Genomic DNA, 15,099 nt, shown 5'->3' with positions numbered 1-15,099 from the left:
AAGCGAAGCACGTTCAGGGGCTGCGGTGGCCGAGGCTGGCCTGGATGCGGCCGGCAACTCCCTCGGCCGAGGCGGCACGGTCTTCGAGGTACGGCCGGAAGGCGGTGCCGAGCAGAAGGCCAAACGTTTCTGCATCCGCCTCCTCCTCGGCGTTGTTGCTGTGGGAGCGGGCGGCGAGGCTGCGGAGCGAGGTCGCGTCGAGGTTGAGCTGGTCGGTGAGTCGCCTGGCGGCGACGGCGGCCTCGGGCCCGGGGTGGGCGTGACATTCGCCCATGAGGATGTGCCAGATCTCGTGGGAGAGGATCACCAGTTGGTGGAGGGTGGTCGTGGACCGCTCGACCACGATGATGACGCGGTCTTCGAGGGTGATGGCTAGCCCGCTCGCAGTCCGGTCGGGGAAGCACTCGAAGCGCAGGTCAACCGGGCAGCCGACGCGCTGCTCCAGGTAGGCGCGGATGGATTCGAACAGGGCGTCGGGGGTGGATGGGACAGGTTGGATGCCCGCCATGATCTGCGTCCGGAGACGGGTCATCTGGCGTCTGCTCATGGTGGTTCCCCCGGGGTTTCTGCGGACCGGTCGGTAGTCGCTTCGCGGGCGGTCAGGACGACTTCGGCGCTCTGGCGATGCGGTCGATGAAGAGGAGGAGGGCCGCTTCGGCCTCGGGGTCCATCTCCGCGTCGCCCAGCCGGTGGGCGATCCTGATCGCGGCCGGGGTCCGGATGGCGTCGGCGGGCCGGTCGATGAGGCCGCGGAGCCGGGGGATCACGGTGCCGTTGAGTACCCGCGCCAGGGCGCGGGGGGGCTCATCGGTCAGGAACTCGACCGGCACGGCGAAAAAGTCGGCCAGGGCCTTCGAGTGCTCCAGTTTCGGTATCTTCGGCTTGGTCAGGAGCTGGCTGAGCCAGGCGGCGGTGATGCCGCACCCGGCAGCGATCTCCCCGCGCGTGTACAGCCGCTGGCGCCTGTCGCCGTCGGCGGTTTCGTACTCGTGGAGCCGGGTCTCGGTCAGGAAGCGGATCCGGCGCTGGACCTCCGCGTCGAAATCAGGCTCGGGGATCCGCTTCCCGTCGAGGAGGGCTCGCAGGTCAGCCTCGGACAGCGAGGTCTCGTAGGCGAGATCCCTCAGACTGTAGGCGCTCGCGCGGTCAAGTCCCGTTTGAGGCAGAAGAGTTGCGATCACTCGGAGGCTCTCCGCCAGTTGTCGGTATCCGTCGGCCACGGACGCCTCCCAGGAGGATCAAGGGAAATTTTCATGGCCACAACGGCTGTGACCAGCAAGAACACTAGATCACGCCATCGATGGTTAATGCAAGGATTCAACTGTTGACGCAGGCTGGATGCCCGTGCAAGATCGTTACGTGCACCGCCAACAGCACTCCCCCACACCTGACTTCCTGACTGGAAAACGCTTCTTCGGGACTCGGCGACGGTCCGACGCACGCCACGCTCGCATTCGGACGTCTGCTGGCAGGCCGGGCGGCGGGGCTGTCGGGGGGCCGCGGAGGTAGCAGCGTTTCAGAGGTGTACAGCGGTCCAGAGTCATCTATGGACTTCGGGCCTGCGGTGTGGTGTGTTGCTGGTCGCCCCGGGGACCTCCCGGGGACGCTCAGACCGGACTGCGGTTCGGGCGGACCTGCGACGACAAACAAGTTCGGCGAAAACAGCGGTGGCGCCGGGAGTTGACAGCTCTCCGGCGCCGACCGCGAGGGACGCCTCGCCCCGGCAAGGGCGAGCGTCCTACCACCACCGCGTCGGCCCTTTCCACGGGGCACACCGACGCGGGATACCTCGAAGGAGAGTGTGGCATGCCACATGGCGTGCGCGAAAGGCCGGTAGTCCCGGCCGCCCCAGGCCCCCGGTCCGCGACGGTCTCGTCCGGGGGTGCCGTCTGATGGCCCGGATTCGTACCATCAAGCCGGAAGTATGGGAATCGGAGGACATCGCCTCGGTGTCCCTCACCGCGACCCTCACCTTCATCGGCCTCCTGACGCAGGCGGACGACGAGGGCCGTCACCGGGATCATCCGGCGATCATCGCCGGACGGATCTGGGCCCTGCGCCCGGAGCACACGCCCGCGCACGTCGCCCGTGATTTGGACGAGCTGGGCACGGCCGGGCTGATCTGCCGGTACACCGGCTGCGACGGGCGTACGTACCTCCACATCGTGACGTGGGAGCGCCACCAGAAGATCAACCGCGCGAGCGAGTCGCGGCTGCCGCGGTGCGCCGGGCACCAGGGCCACCGGAACTGCGGCCGGTGCGAGGGCGCGTGCCCCTCGCCCGCGAGCACACCGGTACGCAGGGCCGCCCCGGAGGCACCCGCTACACAGTCTGCGGAGCCCGGGCACGACCGCCCCACCCCCCGCGAGGTCGCTCCGGGGGATTCGCCAGCACCTTCTGCCCCCGGCCCGGATCCAACTCGGTCACGGGTACCCCAGACCGAAAAAGTAGCAGCTCAGAGCACGTCTGGCGCGGAATTCAGTGAAGGCTCACGCTCTGGATCTAGGATCTTGGATCCTGGATCTTCCCGTAGGGGGCGCGAGGCGCCCGCACCCGACGCCGCACCTGAGCAGGTCTCCGCGAAGGAACTGGTGGCCGAGTACATCTCCGGATGCGGCCACCGCCCGCCGGGCGATGTCATCGGCCTGATCGGACGGAAGGTCAAGGGGCTGCTTGACGAGGGCTTCGAGCCCGCTGACATCCGGACGGCGATGGAGCGGCTGAGGTCCCGGGGACTGCACCCGAGCGTGCTGCCGAGCCTGGTGAACGAGGTCGTCAACCCACCCGCCCTGGCCGCCTCCGGCGGGGGCCCATGGGCCAGCAGCGCCGCCCCCTACCGGCCGTACTTCAACTCCCAGCCCGAGCCGACGACGTTCGGAGGCAGCCTGTGACCAGCACCCTCGCCCCTTCGAAGGACCCGCAGCCCGCCATCGGGGAGCGGCTGCGCGCCCGGCTGGAGGCCCGGCTCGCCGAGCGGGGAATCGATGCCTCCGCCCCGCTGCCGCCGACCGTGCCGGAGCCGGTCCCGGCGCTGGAAGCGGCGCAGCGGCGGATCCCGTACGACTACCGGGAGGCCCTGGCCTCGCACCCGGAGGTCGCCGCCTGGGTGCGGACCATCTCGGAGGCGGCCACCGCCCCCTACGCCAGCGACCGGCACGCCCACTACGGCACGGCAGGGCGCCGGGTGATCACCCGTGGCCCGTCGCTGCTGCTCTGGGGCCCGACCGGGAGCGGCAAGACGCACGAGGCGTTCGGGGCTATCCGGTCGCTGACCTCCGCCGGGTGCGCGGTGCCGTGGCTGGCCACGACCGCCGCCGACCTCTACGGCGAGCTGCGCTCCCGCACCGGACCGGACCCCGAGGAGCTGCTGCGCCGGTACAGCCGGATCCCGGTGCTGCTGCTGGACGACCTCGGCGCCGCGAAAAACAGCGAGTGGACCGAGGAGATCACCTTCCGGCTCCTCAACCACCGCGCGCAGAATCGATTCCCCACGCTGATCACCAGCAACCTCGCCCCCGTACGGGACCAGGCGGCGGATCCGCGTCATCCGGTCCTGAGGGATCGGGTCGGCGACCGGATCCTGTCGCGCCTGTCCGGCATGTGCACGGCGATCGCAGTGGACGGCCCGGACCGCCGCTTCCAGCGCCGCTGACCCCTGCCCCGCTCTCCTCCCATCCGGCGTGGCACCTGCCCCCGCGCCCCTGCCCGCCTCCTGCCCCGAGCCACTCCCGCAGCCCGAGCGGTGACACGTGCCCACGGTCCATGAGGCGTACCCGGAGAATCGCTTGCGCTACATCACCACCAACGACGACCGGCCGATCCCGCGCGGGATCGCCGACCACAGCTGGCACGCCCGCAGCGCCTGCCGCAGCTTGACCCCGGCAGAGGCTGACCGGCTGTTCTTCCCTCTCCCCCGTGCCCACAAGGCGATCTCGGAGGCCAAGTCGATCTGTAGCCGATGCCCGGTGAAGAAGGACTGCTTCAACTCGGCGATCGACAGCGGTGCCAAGGAAGGCATCTGGGGCGGGCTGACCGAGAAGGAGCGCCGGGCCTGGCAGAAAAAGATCTCGCAGCGCCTCGACTACGAGCGAGTCCGGTCGGCGTTCCTCGGCCGCGACGTCCACCTGTCCACGGCGGAGCGCGAGGCGGTCACCCGCCACGCCTACGTCCGGGGCTGGTCGCCCGAGCGCCTCGCGTACGCCCTCCGGCTCGATCTCGACTACGCCCGTGACCTGATGCGCGAGGCCGCCCACGCGGTCGAGGACCGCGACCGGTACTGGGACCTGTACGACGCCACCGCCGAGGACCAGGACGACAGCGACCCGCCGGAGGACACCGGAGGCGACGACGAGGCGGCGGACGCCGAGCCGGACGAGGAGCCTGCGGAGGAGTTCGTCCCGGTCGCCCGGCATATCCACACCCAGGCTCTGATCACCGCGCTCGGAAAGGCCGCATGATCCCCAGCAGCACCCTGCCCGTCACCGCCGATGCCGTCGTCCGCGCCCCTGGCCCTCCGGTCGCCTTCTCTCTCGGTTCGTCCGCCACGGTGCGAGGCGGCGGGAGCAGGCAGGCCGCCGAGCGGTGGGCCCTCGTCACGGCGGGAGCGGTGATCATCGCCCTGACCGTCGGGGCCTTCTGGCTCTCGTACGCCCACCTCGCGGAGATCGCCGGGCAGCACGGGCTCGGGCACTCCCCGGCCCGGCAGTGGGCCTGGCCCGCCTCCCTGGACGCCGCGATCGTCGCGGGCGAACTCCTCATGCTCCGCGCCGGGCTCCGCAAGGAGGTCGACTGGTGGGCCATTGCCCTGACCGCCGCAGGGTCGGTCGGATCGATCGCCCTCAACATCGCCGGCGTCAGCAGCACCGGCAACGGCGGCGCCGTACCGGTACTCGACTACGTGGTCGCCGCCGTCCCCCCGACCGCCGCCCTGATGGCCTTCGGCGTCCTGATGCGGCAGATCCACCAGCTCGTCACCGACCCCGCTGATCACCCCGAAGCGCACGCGGCCGAGCCCGTCCCGGCCGTGGCTCCCGCCATGGCGACCGGTACCGGCAGTGCCCCGGACCAGCGGACCAAGAGCGTCGGAGGACCGGAAGCCTGGACCGGGGGTGAGGACCGGAACAGCTCCGGCACGGCGGACCAGCCTCCCACCGGAGCGGACCATGAGGGAGCGCCCGGTCCGCGGCGGACCAACTCGGCGGACCACACGATCGCGGACCACAATCAGGCGGCTGCGGACCAGCCGACTGGCGGGCCGGACCACCAGCGGACCACCGACGCGAACCAGACCCCGGCCGCAAAGCAAGCAGCCGGGGATCACGACCGCACCGCGCCGCGGACCAGCGTCACCGCAGGTCAGGCGGCAGACCAGGCTGAGGACCAGCAGCGGGCCACGCAGCCCACGCCCGCTGGTCCGGGCGGCGGCTTCGCCCCGGACCAACGGGTGAGCACCGCGGACCACCGTCCGGACCAGACCGACGACAGGCCAGCGGACCAGAAGCAAGCGGCTGCGGACCAGCCAGCCGACGGACGGGACCACCAGCGGACCACCGACGCGGACCGGACCACCCCCGCGCGGGAGCGCCCGCAGACCGCGCGCGTAGACCAGGCCGAGGACGAACCGGTGCCGATGGACCGGCTCGTCGAACTCGCCCGGGATGCCGCTCTGGCCGAGGGGCGCATGACCCGGCGCGTGATCCGCCCCTACCTCCGCGAGCAGTCCATCCAGATCAGCAACGAGCGCTTCGCCGAACTGCAGTCCCGGCTTTACCAGGACCCGGCCCTCGCCCATCTGCCCCGCTCCCAGCGAAAGACCCGATAGCCATGAAGACCTGCCACCGCTTCACCCGAATCCGAGCCGGACACGAGCGCGACATCAACAGCCTGCTCAACCACGCCGAGCGCTACCCTGACCGCGTATCCGGGAAGGTCAGCGCGAAGCGGGCCACCGGCGCCAAGGACGCCATGGCCCGGGCCTTGTCCCGGCATTTCGAACAGTGCCGGGAATGCGGCTGACCAGCGGCACACCAAGCCCGCCCGCCCGCCTGCGGAATCCCCATTCGATCGTGGTGTCCCGGCTCCATGCCGGGGCACCACACCCCTTATCCCTGGAGATCTCCATGTCCTCCCGAGAGCGTCGCACGACGCCCGTCACGGCCGCCGACAACGCGTGGATCACTATCGCACTACGCGAGGGTCGGCGCCGCGCCGACCTGCTCAACCCCACGGAGCAGCAGGGCGTCCAGCGCACCCCCGCCACCCCTGTCCGCGTCATCCCCGTACCGGCCGATGTGCTCGATACCGTCGCCCGGTTCCAGAAGCAGGCACCCCACCGCCGGAACGGTGGCCGATGACAACCCCGCCCGTCCCGGCCAGCCACGAGCAGGGTTCGCCGGTGTTCAACTCGACCCGAGGCCGAGCAAGTTATCGCCCAAGTCACTCTTCCCCGTCGGGGAAGCGCGTCCTGGCCGAGCCCGCCCCGGGGGTGGCGGGTCCGGACCAGCGCCGGGGGGCACTGGTCCGGGAGGCGGCGACCGAGGGCGGACCGCAGCCGGAGAAGCAGACCCCGCGCCAACCGCGCCGTGATGCGAAGACGCCCTCGCGCAAGCGCTCGCCGAATCCGCCCGACCGCAAGCGCGTCCGTGTGTGCAGTGTCCGCCTCAACGACGAAGAGAAGACGCTCCTCGCCACCGCCGCGCAGCGCACCCGTACGTCGCTGCCCGCGTTCCTCGCCCGCGCCGGCCTTGCCGCCGCACGCGACCTCGACCAGACCGCCGCCGCCGTCGCCGGACAGCGCGAGACCGTGACCGAGTTGTTCGCCGCCCGCCGCCACCTCGGCCAGGTCGGCAACAACCTCAACCAGGTCGCCCGCGCCCTCAACTCCGGCGGACAGCCCGCCGAGCAGCAGCTCGACGCCGTCATCGCCGCCACCCAGCGCGCCGTGCAGCGGGTCCAGGATGCCGCCGACCGGCTGCTCGCCCAGAACTAGAGAGCCCCCTACCAGGCATGATCCCCAGGATCCACAAGCGCGGGAAGCGCACCATCGGCCTCCTCTCTTACTTGTACGGGCCGGGCACGCACGAGGAGCACACCGACCCGCACCTGGTGGCTTCCTGGGACGGCAACGCACCCGACCCCGGCCGTGCCGACGACTTCGCCGCCACCATCAAGGAACTCCAGCGGCTCCTCGACCAGCCGCTCGACAACATCGACGAGCGCGACCGGCCGCGCAAGCATGTGTGGCATCTCTCGGTCCGCAACGCGCCCACCGACCGCACCCTGACCGACGACGAGTGGGGCGAGGTCGCCCGGCGGATGGTCGCCGCCACCGGCATCGACGACCCCGACAAGGGGGCCGGGTGCCGGTGGGCGGCCGTACGGCACGCGGATGACCACATCCACATCATCGCCACCCTCGTCCAGGAGGACGGGTACAAGCCCCACCTCGACCACGACGCCGCCCGCTCCCAGGCCGAGGCCCGCCTCCTCGAAGCCGAATACGGTCTGCGGCGGCTCAACCGCGGTGACGGCACCGCCGCCCAGCGCCCCACCAGCGCCGAGCGCCACAAAGCGACACGGGAGAAGCGGGAACGCACCCCTCGGGAGGAGCTGCGGGAAACCGTCCGCCGCGCGGTCGCCGGCACCCAGGACGAGACAGAGTTCTTCGACCGGCTCGCCTCCGCCGGGCTTCTCGTACGGCGCCGAATCGCCCCGTCCGGAGACCTGCTCGGCTACACCGTCGCCCTCCCCGACGACCGCAACGGCAACGGTGAACCCGTCTTCTACTCCGGGTCGAAACTCGCCCCCGACTTGTCGCTGCCCCGGCTCCGCGCGCGCTGGAGCACACCGTCCGACCCCAGGGCGGAGGGTACGGAGGAGCAACAGCCCGGAGGGCTCCGCACGGCGGGCAGGGTTGATCCGGCGACGGCACGGCGGAGGACCACCTCGGTGGTGTGGCAGGCGATGCTCGTCGTGGACCAGGGCGACGACACCGAGGTGGCGGGCCACCTTGCCTCCGCCGGCGAGGTCCTCGACGCCCTGGCCAAGACGAGCGCCGCGCACACCCGCCGCCAGCTTCGGGACGCCGCCTTCGCGTTCGAACGGGCCACCCGGTCACACGTCCGGGCCGCCTCCGGGCACGGCCGAGCGCTGCGTCGGGCTGCCCGGGAACTCGCCTACGGCGGGCCGGCGCTGGGAAGGGGGGAGGACGGGGCGACCACGGCCATGGTCATCGACATGGTCGTCTTCCTGGTCACGGCGGCAGCGCACTGGCACGCTCGCAAGGGCCACGAGCAGCAGGCCGCCGCCGCCCGTGAAGCCGCCGGACATCTGCGCGCCGCCTATCGCCAGTCGGCCTCGCTTCCGCTGGGTGTTCTCCACGAACGGGGCCGTCAGCTCCAGCTCGACCCGGCAATCCAGCGGCAGCAGGCCGCAGCCGTGCGGACCGCCGTGCCCGAAGTCGCCGAGCGGGTTCTCGGTGAGGCGGGCTGGCCCGCGCTGGCCGCGACACTCGCCGACGCCCGGGCCGCCGGCCACGACCCCGCCCGCCTTCTCGCCGAAGCCGCCGGGCGCCGGGAACTGGACACCGCCGACTCCATCGCCGAGGTACTGGTGTGGCGGCTGCGCCGGATGGCCGAACTGCCCGCCGACGCCACTGCCCGGCCTCCGGCCGATACCCGGAGCACACCGCCGGTGCAGGTAACTCATCTGGATGTCAACGGTCTTCGGCAGCGCCGGAAGCCACGGTGAGTACAAGCATTTCAGAGTTGAAGCTGACGCGTGTATGGGGCACGCTCTGTGGTCCGCAGGGAACCGAGCGAAGGGAACCGCGTGTTCAAGCGCAGGATTGAAAAGCGGGAGTGGCAGGAGCTGGACGCGGGTGTCCGCGCGCGATCGGACTACTTCCGGGATCTCGCGGATCCTCTGGAGACGCCGGAACCGGCGACCCCGGACGTTGCGGCGACGGAGCCGGACACTGTGGTGGACGACTTCCTGCCGCTGGATTTCGTCGCGCCGTCCCAGCGCGAGACAGCCGGGCTGATGATGGCCTGGCCCGGTCTCCTCGTCGTGGACGGCGAGATCCTTGCCTGCCCCGAGTGCGGGACCTACCGGGACTGGATCGCGCTCAGCGCCCAGGGCCGGGTGTGGCTGCGGTGCCGTGCCGGTCACGAGACGCAGCCGGGGCTGGACACGGCTTGGTTCAACCGGAACAGCGGACCGATGACTCACGAGCACGCGAGCTACCAGGACGGGATCCGCTTCCTCGGCCACTGACCGCACCCGCCCTGCCTCCCTTCCCAGCGCCACGGCACCGGACCTCGCCCTACGACGCCTAGGAGACTCATGCCCCGCCGCTCCACCACCGCCCTCACCGCGACCGCCCTCTGCTTACTCGCCCTCTCGGCCTGCTCGAACAGCGGCTCCACGAAGACCGGGACAAACCCTGTTCCGGCGGCCTCTGCGCCGAAGGAGGCGAAGGGGGACAGCGGGGCCGCAGCGGTGCTCTCGTCCGAGGAGCTGCGGGGTCGGCTGCTGACCACGGGTGACCTCGGCGCCGGCTACGCCCCCAAGCCGCAGCGGAATGACCTGCGTGGTGGCGGACGGGACGATACGACGGTGATCGGCTGCCCCGCGCTCGAACGGCTCGGCGGTGCCGGGGCGGGTGGTTCGCTCGACTTCCCCCGCCGTGCGAAGGCCGCCTTCACGTACACCGGCAGCCGTGACGCGGAGCTGTCCGTCGAGCTCTACAGCGACACCGTGGCCCGGCTGTCCGCGGGGACGGGCCGGATCTTCGAGGCCATGGGCGACTGCCCCGTCTACCAGGTCGTCGTCGGCAGTACGCCGGTGAAGGTAGGCACGCAGAAGATACCCGCCCCCGGGTTCGGGGACGAGCAGTGGTCTCAAATGGTCACGTTCACCACTGGCGGGCGCGAGAGCATCGTCAAGCAGACCGCGGTCCGTACCGGGGCGGTGCTCGTCGTGGTCTCCGGCTCCCCCGCCCTGGTCGACACCCACATCGAGAAGGCACTCGCCAAAGCCGCTCCGGCGGCCTGAGCACGGGAATGGGTCGGCCCCCGCAGGATCTCCTGCGGGGGCCGACCCATTCGTGCCCGAAGGTGCCGGGTGAGGCGCACATTCGTCAGGGGGCGGCGTACGCGCCAGCCGTGACCGCCCGCCACTCACACGACGGGGCTGAGCATGTCCGGGCCCGCCGTCCCCGCTGAAACCGGTCCGCGGCCGAACAGGGGGACTGCCCGGCGGGGCTGTGTCAGCCGGGCGGGATCACGGTGAGGCGGTGGCGGGCGCTGGCGGGCAGGATTCGGCGCTGTACGGGAGCGGGCGAGGCGAGGGAGGAGGCAAAGGCCGCGACCAGATCGTGGGGGACGCTGGCGCTAAAGGTCGCGCACCACAGGAGCCCGGCGCCCGGGGCCGGGTCGGCCCATGCCTGCCAGCCGGCAAGGTCGGGGCGGGGATCGGCGTCGAAGACGTGCTCCGGGATCGCCTCGAGAGAGACCGAGGCGGCGAGGTCGGGCGCGGTGGCGGTGGTGGTGGGGTGGTCGATATCGGGGAGCCAGCCCTGGGCGAGGAGGGCGTCGAGGACGGTCTGGGGGCCGGTGAAGCCGGTTGCGGGGGCGGTACGGGCGTTCAGCGCGAGAAGGAGGTCGGCGACGGCCTCGTGCGGGACGCCTTCGGTGACGTACGCGTTCCACTCCCGCAGCACGCTGTCCGGGTGGGCGCGGGCGGTGATCTGCCACGCGACGGGAAGAGCGCCGAGCTCGAACGGATAGCTGGCGCGGATCCATTCGGCGCCGCACAGGCCATCCGGACTCGTGTAAACGAGGGTGTTGCGGCTGGTGGGCCACATTCGCCAGCCCAGGCCGGTGAGGGTGGTACCGATCCGTTCGGCGAGGGCTCCGTCGTCCCCGGCCAGGTGGCGCGGGGTGACCCAGAAGGGGCCCGGCAACTCGGGGTGGGAGGGGCTGTGGGGGTGGTGCGGGTTCAGGGGCATGCCTCCCGGTGCTGGTGGAGTACGGGCTACTGGCCCGCGCCCGGGCGGGCGGAGCGCCGCCGGGGGCGGGCGGGGGCGACGGTTGGCTCCTGCCAGCCCAGCCGGACCGCTACGCCCGGGGGGAGGTATCCGATCTGGTCACCGGAGTCCGCGAGGTACACGATGGGACGACCCTGGTGATCCGGGGCCTCGACGACGGCACCGGCGATGGTGTGCGCCATGGGGAAGAAGGGGTTGACCGCCAGCCGGACCGGTGCCGTCCGGTCCAGCGTGGACAAGCGGTTGATCAGTTCTCCGACCGTCATCTCGGAAGCGTGCGGATTCTGCGGGTTCACTGAGGGCTCTCCTCACATACAGGGGGTACGGCTTCGAGAAAGCGGGCCCTGGGGCGCCCGGGGCAGGATGCCCGGAGCTGCGGGCGGTTCAGTGCGGGTGAGAGACGGCGAGGACGGCGGCCACAGCCGCCGCGACGACCTGGGCCGGGGTCTCGGTGTCGAAACTGACCTGGTAGCCGGGCACCCGGGCGGTCCCGGTAACGGCAAGTTTCCAGCCCTCCCCGTCGGCGCCGGGTCGCCCGTTGGGGAACCAGCCGAGATAGAACCGGCCGTCCCTGCTGTTGATGTGGACGTCTGCACGGTCGTCGACGACGACCTTGAAGTCGGCGTCGGAGAACTGGTCGGTGACGATGCTCGGCTGGCCGGGGCCGAGTTGCCAGGAGCGCAGCCGGAGGGCCTCGACGGTCGTGGAAAATCCAGGCGGGGAGACATCGACGGTCATGACCAGACCTTTCTGACCTGTGTGTTTCCTTCCGAGGAAGTCGTCTACGTTGACATGCTCCTGATGTTTTCTCCAGTCCTTGCGGGATCTTTCCCTTCTGCCCGGGGCGAACTGGCGAAATGACCTGCGGGCCGCTTCCGGCGAACACCGGCAGGCAGGTAGGGGTGGGTGGTCGGTGCCCACCCAGCGGAAGGCCGTATGGCCCATCCCCCCGGGGCGTACAGTCGCGGCCCCCGGAGCCCGGCACGAGTGACCGTTCACTCGGGGCAAAGCCGCCCGCGGTCCCGTAAGTGATCGAGCCGGATCAGGGCAGTCCGGCCGTAAGTAAGCCGAAAGAGGGCCTGGGGGAAACGTGGTTTCCCCCAGGCCCTCTTTCGGCTTGGGTACTTGGGCGTTCAGGTCAGCGGGCGTGGTGACCAAGGGTGGGGCGGGCACGATCCCCCGGACGAGGAACCCGCGAATGGGCGGTCAGTTGCGCCTGCCGGCCAGATGCAGAGTCAGGCGGTGCTCTTCCTGCTCTCCCCAACCGTGGCCTCCAGGTCGAGGTCACCGAGAGCCGTAGAAGGGGCCTCTGTGTCCGGGACGTCGGAGCGGCGGCGACGACGGATGACCGGTGGCGCGGGGACCCGGCCCCTGCGACTCGCCGGTACGCGGGCGTTGTCGCACGGCGGTGGGTCCTCCGTCGGCTGGTGGCGGGCCGGCGAGGGTCTGGGTGAGTGCGGAGAGGACGGCTCGGGCCGCCGGGTCGGGCAGATTGTAGATCCACAGGCTGCAGGCGGCGTTCATCGACGGTCCGGAGAGTTCGACGATGGCGTGTTCGGAGCCACGCCAGGTGGCGGAGAGTTCGGCGGTGTAGGTCGGCGGGAGCGCGTCGTCCTCGTGACCGGGCAGGGGAGCCATGGCGACCAGGCCGAGCGCGTGCCCGGTCTGGCTGTCGAGCCACCGGGCCGCCTCGCCCTCGTAGTCATCCGGGAGGCGGTAGCGGTCCAGTTCGGTATCGACTGTCGCCCCGACGGCGTTCAGCACGGCGGGAGCGTCACGCACCGGGAGCCGGTGCATCTCCACTGTGTTCCCGGACGGCGTGTGGTGGCTGACCCATCGGACGGAGACCTCTCCCGCGGTGAAGGCGATCTGCGTCCGGGGCGATGCACCGGGCGCGGACCGGGTGACGGCGACCGGGATCCCCAGGTTCCGCAGATCGCGCAGGGTGCTATCGGGCACGGGCTGGGGAGGGAGCCGGGACCGGCGAGGCGGCCGGCTTGGGCGTCCGGGCCGTGGCGTCGGGGGCGGGGAATCCCCACATGCCCGCATAAGCATGGACGGCGCGGACGAGAAAAGTGAAGTCCCCGCCGTACCAGGGCGGTTCGGCACCTCCCGGGAAGGCGCGGACGACATCACGGTCGTAGGTGCTGCCGGAGGCGGCGTCGCGAGCGCGGAAGGTCCCGTACTCCTTGAAGGACAGGACGACCACGTCGATCTTGCCTCGGTCGGGATGGAGGACGCTCAGGCGCAGGCCGCCGTACTTGTGCTTCATGATCGTTTCGTAGAAGTCGATCCGCAGCCGGTGTCCGGAGTCGGGTGCCTGGCTGTAGAAGGAGTTCCCGATCACGACTCCTGGCAGCTGGTGGGGGAATCCGCTGGTGAAGAACTGTTGGGCGTGCAGGGACATGGAACTCCAGGAGGGGGAAGGGAAGTCGGAGTCGGGTCAGCGGCGGGCGGCGGCACGGGCCGGGGCGGGCAGCCGGCCGGAGGGGGTGCTGGTGGACCAGCGGGGAACGGTACGGGTCCTGGCCGTCGGAGCGGGCCGCCAGTGCGCGCGAGCGATATCCCCGGGTGTGGGGGCCGGAGGGCGGACCGGCGTGATCCGGGCGTGGGCGCGGGTCATTTGGGTAAGTTCACCGGACCAGCGCCGAACGGGTGCCGGATCGGCGATCGCTGCGGCGGTGGCGGTAATGAACGGGGCAGGTGTGTGGGTGGAGAAGACCGCGTACCAGCCCAGGTCCCGCGGTCCGCCCCACATTTGCCATCGGGCGGCATTGCTGGTCAGCTCGCCGTCGTGGTCGATGGCGCCGCGTCGGTACCAGACGCCAGCAAGGCCGTCGGGTGACGTCACCTTCAGCGTCCACCAGTCGTCGGTCACCGTCCAGTCCGCGTCGGTCAGCGGTGCCAGCACCGGGTAGGGGTCGCCGGTACGGCTGAGCCCGTCGCCCAGGAAGGCGTCACCTCCCCGGGCGTGGGTCTCAACGAGAACGGTAGTGAAGGCGGTGACGAATTCCGGCGGGCATTCCGAGGCGAAGGCTGCCCCCCACCGGGGTGAGGCGAATGTCTCCTCGTAGGCGGCGATCTTCCACAGGGCGTCGTCGTCGCCCTCGGGCAAGAACCCGATCCGAATCCGCTGGTCAGGGGACGGGAGGAAAACGTTGCCGAGGTCGTCGTGGCTGACCTTCCAGTCGGCGTCGAGGGCGGGCCTGAGGCCCGGGTCGCCGATCGTTGTCGATCCCGCGAGATAGCGGGGGTGAACGTACGCGTCGCCCGGATCAGTCATGGACGCATCCCGGGACCGGCTTCGGCTTCGTCCGGGACCGCGGTGGTCCACCGGGTCAGTGCGTCCCGGACGGCGGCGGGGGCGGATGCGTGTGTCTCGTCGTGGCGGTCCGGCAGGGTGGCGTGGTCGACGGCGGTCTGGACGCGGCTGATGAAGGAGGCGTTGCGGGCGGGGAGGCCGTGGCGGCGGGCCCAGCGGGCGGCTTGGTCGTATGCCTCCGCGAGGTCGGCACCGTGACCAGTCAGCTCGTAGGTGCCGTGTCCGGTGGTGATGAGTCCGAGGTGGAGGGCAGTGTCCCGGGCCTGGAGGACGTCGCGGCGGGTCAGGTCCGGGAAGGTACGGCCGAGGAGGGTGGTAGACAGGGGGCCGTGGTCGTCGATCTCGGTGATCAGCCGGATCAGTGCCGGGGAGGACACCGCCACCGCCATGCTGGTACTGGTCATCGGTGGCGGCCTCCCGCAGGCGCGCCGGCGAGGGCGCGGGCCGGGATCTGGTGGGAGAAAATCTTGTCGGTGCGCCATGTGGTCGCGATGGCCGGGCCCGGGGGACGCCCCCGCAGCGGGTGGGCCTCGGCGTCGGCGAGAGGGCGTCCGGCCGCCCACCCGGAGAGCGCGGTGTAGACGGGGCCCAGGGTGCGGCCCGCAGCCGTGAGCTGGTAGGAGGGTCCGTCGACGGCGGGCGGTGTCCACCCGACGCTGGACTGAACGTCGGACAGCGCCGCTGCAGGTGATCAGGAACGTGCGGGCGGCCAGGCCCGCCGACCCGGTGG

At 71.2% G+C, this 15,099-nt stretch carries 18 protein-coding genes and 1 pseudogene; 10 read left to right on the top strand and 9 right to left on the bottom strand.

The genetic code is table 11. The features are described from left to right. Positions 1 to 13 precede the first annotated feature (13 nt). Together ABZ714_RS28695 and ABZ714_RS28690 are read right to left on the bottom strand one after the other, a co-directional pair. Complete coding sequence (locus ABZ714_RS28695) at positions 14 to 547, bottom strand: toxin-antitoxin system, toxin component (RefSeq protein ID WP_358828258.1); 534 nt, start codon at positions 545 to 547, stop codon at positions 14 to 16. A 52-nt stretch (positions 548 to 599) separates the two neighbouring features. Next, positions 600 to 1,181 (bottom strand): helix-turn-helix transcriptional regulator, encoded by a 582-nt coding sequence (locus ABZ714_RS28690; RefSeq protein WP_358828257.1) that lies wholly within the window; start codon positions 1,179 to 1,181, stop codon positions 600 to 602. 1,329 nt (positions 1,182 to 2,510) lie between these two features. On the opposite strand from ABZ714_RS28690, the gene ABZ714_RS28685 reads away from it, so the two are divergent. The 10 genes and pseudogenes from ABZ714_RS28685 (at position 2,511) to ABZ714_RS28640 (ending at position 10,053) form a co-directional block, all read left to right on the top strand. Continuing rightward, positions 2,511 to 2,891 carry a hypothetical protein gene (locus tag ABZ714_RS28685; RefSeq protein ID WP_358828256.1) on the top strand — a complete coding sequence of 127 codons (381 nt, stop codon included), beginning with the start codon at positions 2,511 to 2,513 and terminating at the stop codon, positions 2,889 to 2,891. Continuing rightward, entirely contained in the window at positions 2,888 to 3,652 is a 765-nt protein-coding gene (locus ABZ714_RS28680) for an ATP-binding protein (RefSeq protein WP_358828255.1), read from the top strand. The genes ABZ714_RS28685 and ABZ714_RS28680 overlap by 4 nt, the downstream gene beginning before the upstream one ends. 133 nt (positions 3,653 to 3,785) lie before the next feature. Next, a complete protein-coding gene (locus ABZ714_RS28675; protein ID WP_358828254.1) occupies positions 3,786 to 4,457 on the top strand; it encodes a WhiB family transcriptional regulator in 672 nt (223 codons plus the stop codon). Between the two features lie 89 nt (positions 4,458 to 4,546). Beyond that, positions 4,547 to 4,984 (top strand): annotated as a pseudogene (locus tag ABZ714_RS28670) (DUF2637 domain-containing protein); the annotation flags it as partial. 839 nt (positions 4,985 to 5,823) lie between these two features. Then, positions 5,824 to 6,015 carry a hypothetical protein gene (locus ABZ714_RS28665; RefSeq protein ID WP_358828253.1) on the top strand — a complete coding sequence of 64 codons (192 nt, stop codon included), beginning with the start codon at positions 5,824 to 5,826 and terminating at the stop codon, positions 6,013 to 6,015. Positions 6,016 to 6,119: 104 nt separating this feature from the next. Then, the gene (locus tag ABZ714_RS28660; RefSeq protein WP_358828252.1) at positions 6,120 to 6,353 is read left to right on the top strand and encodes a hypothetical protein; all 234 of its coding nucleotides are present in this window, start codon (positions 6,120 to 6,122) and stop codon (positions 6,351 to 6,353) included. Between the two features lie 290 nt (positions 6,354 to 6,643). Beyond that, entirely contained in the window at positions 6,644 to 6,988 is a 345-nt protein-coding gene (mobC, locus tag ABZ714_RS28655; protein ID WP_358828251.1) for a plasmid mobilization relaxosome protein MobC, read from the top strand. Between the two features lie 17 nt (positions 6,989 to 7,005). Beyond that, on the top strand, positions 7,006 to 8,748 hold the full coding sequence (locus tag ABZ714_RS28650; RefSeq protein WP_358828250.1) for a relaxase/mobilization nuclease domain-containing protein: 1,743 nt from the start codon (positions 7,006 to 7,008) through the stop codon (positions 8,746 to 8,748). 81 nt (positions 8,749 to 8,829) lie between these two features. After that, on the top strand, positions 8,830 to 9,273 hold the full coding sequence (locus ABZ714_RS28645; protein WP_358828249.1) for a hypothetical protein: 444 nt from the start codon (positions 8,830 to 8,832) through the stop codon (positions 9,271 to 9,273). A gap of 69 nt (positions 9,274 to 9,342) precedes the next feature. Beyond that, positions 9,343 to 10,053 (top strand): hypothetical protein, encoded by a 711-nt coding sequence (locus ABZ714_RS28640; protein WP_358828248.1) that lies wholly within the window; start codon positions 9,343 to 9,345, stop codon positions 10,051 to 10,053. Between the two features lie 214 nt (positions 10,054 to 10,267). Here the strand turns inward: ABZ714_RS28640 and ABZ714_RS28635 are convergent, their stop codons facing one another. From ABZ714_RS28635 to ABZ714_RS28605, 7 genes are all read right to left on the bottom strand, one after another. After that, complete coding sequence (locus tag ABZ714_RS28635; protein ID WP_358828247.1) at positions 10,268 to 11,008, bottom strand: DUF317 domain-containing protein; 741 nt, start codon at positions 11,006 to 11,008, stop codon at positions 10,268 to 10,270. Positions 11,009 to 11,034: 26 nt separating this feature from the next. Next, a complete protein-coding gene (locus ABZ714_RS28630) occupies positions 11,035 to 11,313 on the bottom strand; it encodes a hypothetical protein (protein ID WP_358828246.1) in 279 nt (92 codons plus the stop codon). Positions 11,314 to 11,431: 118 nt separating this feature from the next. After that, a complete protein-coding gene (locus tag ABZ714_RS28625; protein ID WP_358828245.1) occupies positions 11,432 to 11,785 on the bottom strand; it encodes a DUF317 domain-containing protein in 354 nt (117 codons plus the stop codon). 546 nt (positions 11,786 to 12,331) lie between these two features. After that, positions 12,332 to 13,006, bottom strand: coding sequence for a hypothetical protein (locus tag ABZ714_RS28620; RefSeq protein WP_358828244.1), 675 nt, complete (start codon positions 13,004 to 13,006; stop codon positions 12,332 to 12,334). After that, positions 12,996 to 13,454 carry a hypothetical protein gene (locus ABZ714_RS28615; protein WP_358828243.1) on the bottom strand — a complete coding sequence of 153 codons (459 nt, stop codon included), beginning with the start codon at positions 13,452 to 13,454 and terminating at the stop codon, positions 12,996 to 12,998. Before ABZ714_RS28615 ends, ABZ714_RS28620 begins: the two co-directional genes overlap by 11 nt. A gap of 36 nt (positions 13,455 to 13,490) precedes the next feature. Next, positions 13,491 to 14,330 (bottom strand): DUF317 domain-containing protein, encoded by an 840-nt coding sequence (locus ABZ714_RS28610; RefSeq protein ID WP_358828242.1) that lies wholly within the window; start codon positions 14,328 to 14,330, stop codon positions 13,491 to 13,493. Continuing rightward, positions 14,327 to 14,773 carry a hypothetical protein gene (locus ABZ714_RS28605; protein ID WP_358828241.1) on the bottom strand — a complete coding sequence of 149 codons (447 nt, stop codon included), beginning with the start codon at positions 14,771 to 14,773 and terminating at the stop codon, positions 14,327 to 14,329. The genes ABZ714_RS28610 and ABZ714_RS28605 overlap by 4 nt, the downstream gene beginning before the upstream one ends. Between the last annotated feature and the right edge of the window lie 326 nt (positions 14,774 to 15,099).

This window comes from Streptomyces sp. NPDC006798, from assembly GCF_040635975.1.
Classification (GTDB): Bacteria; Actinomycetota; Actinomycetes; order Streptomycetales; family Streptomycetaceae; genus Streptomyces.
Note: the sequence above shows the minus strand (reverse complement) of the source record. Positions and strands in the feature narration are given on the sequence as shown.

Coding starts and splice junctions, on each gene's coding strand:
- ABZ714_RS28695 (WP_358828258.1), bottom strand. CDS start 547: ATGAGCAGACGCCAGATGACCCGTCTCCGGACGCAGATCATGGCGGGC.
- ABZ714_RS28665 (WP_358828253.1), top strand. CDS start 5,824: ATGAAGACCTGCCACCGCTTCACCCGAATCCGAGCCGGACACGAGCGC.
- ABZ714_RS28660 (WP_358828252.1), top strand. CDS start 6,120: ATGTCCTCCCGAGAGCGTCGCACGACGCCCGTCACGGCCGCCGACAAC.
- ABZ714_RS28650 (WP_358828250.1), top strand. CDS start 7,006: ATGATCCCCAGGATCCACAAGCGCGGGAAGCGCACCATCGGCCTCCTC.
- ABZ714_RS28640 (WP_358828248.1), top strand. CDS start 9,343: ATGCCCCGCCGCTCCACCACCGCCCTCACCGCGACCGCCCTCTGCTTA.
- ABZ714_RS28635 (WP_358828247.1), bottom strand. CDS start 11,008: ATGCCCCTGAACCCGCACCACCCCCACAGCCCCTCCCACCCCGAGTTG.
- ABZ714_RS28630 (WP_358828246.1), bottom strand. CDS start 11,313: ATGACGGTCGGAGAACTGATCAACCGCTTGTCCACGCTGGACCGGACG.
- ABZ714_RS28625 (WP_358828245.1), bottom strand. CDS start 11,785: ATGACCGTCGATGTCTCCCCGCCTGGATTTTCCACGACCGTCGAGGCC.
- ABZ714_RS28615 (WP_358828243.1), bottom strand. CDS start 13,454: ATGTCCCTGCACGCCCAACAGTTCTTCACCAGCGGATTCCCCCACCAG.
- ABZ714_RS28610 (WP_358828242.1), bottom strand. CDS start 14,330: ATGACTGATCCGGGCGACGCGTACGTTCACCCCCGCTATCTCGCGGGA.
- ABZ714_RS28605 (WP_358828241.1), bottom strand. CDS start 14,773: ATGACCAGTACCAGCATGGCGGTGGCGGTGTCCTCCCCGGCACTGATC.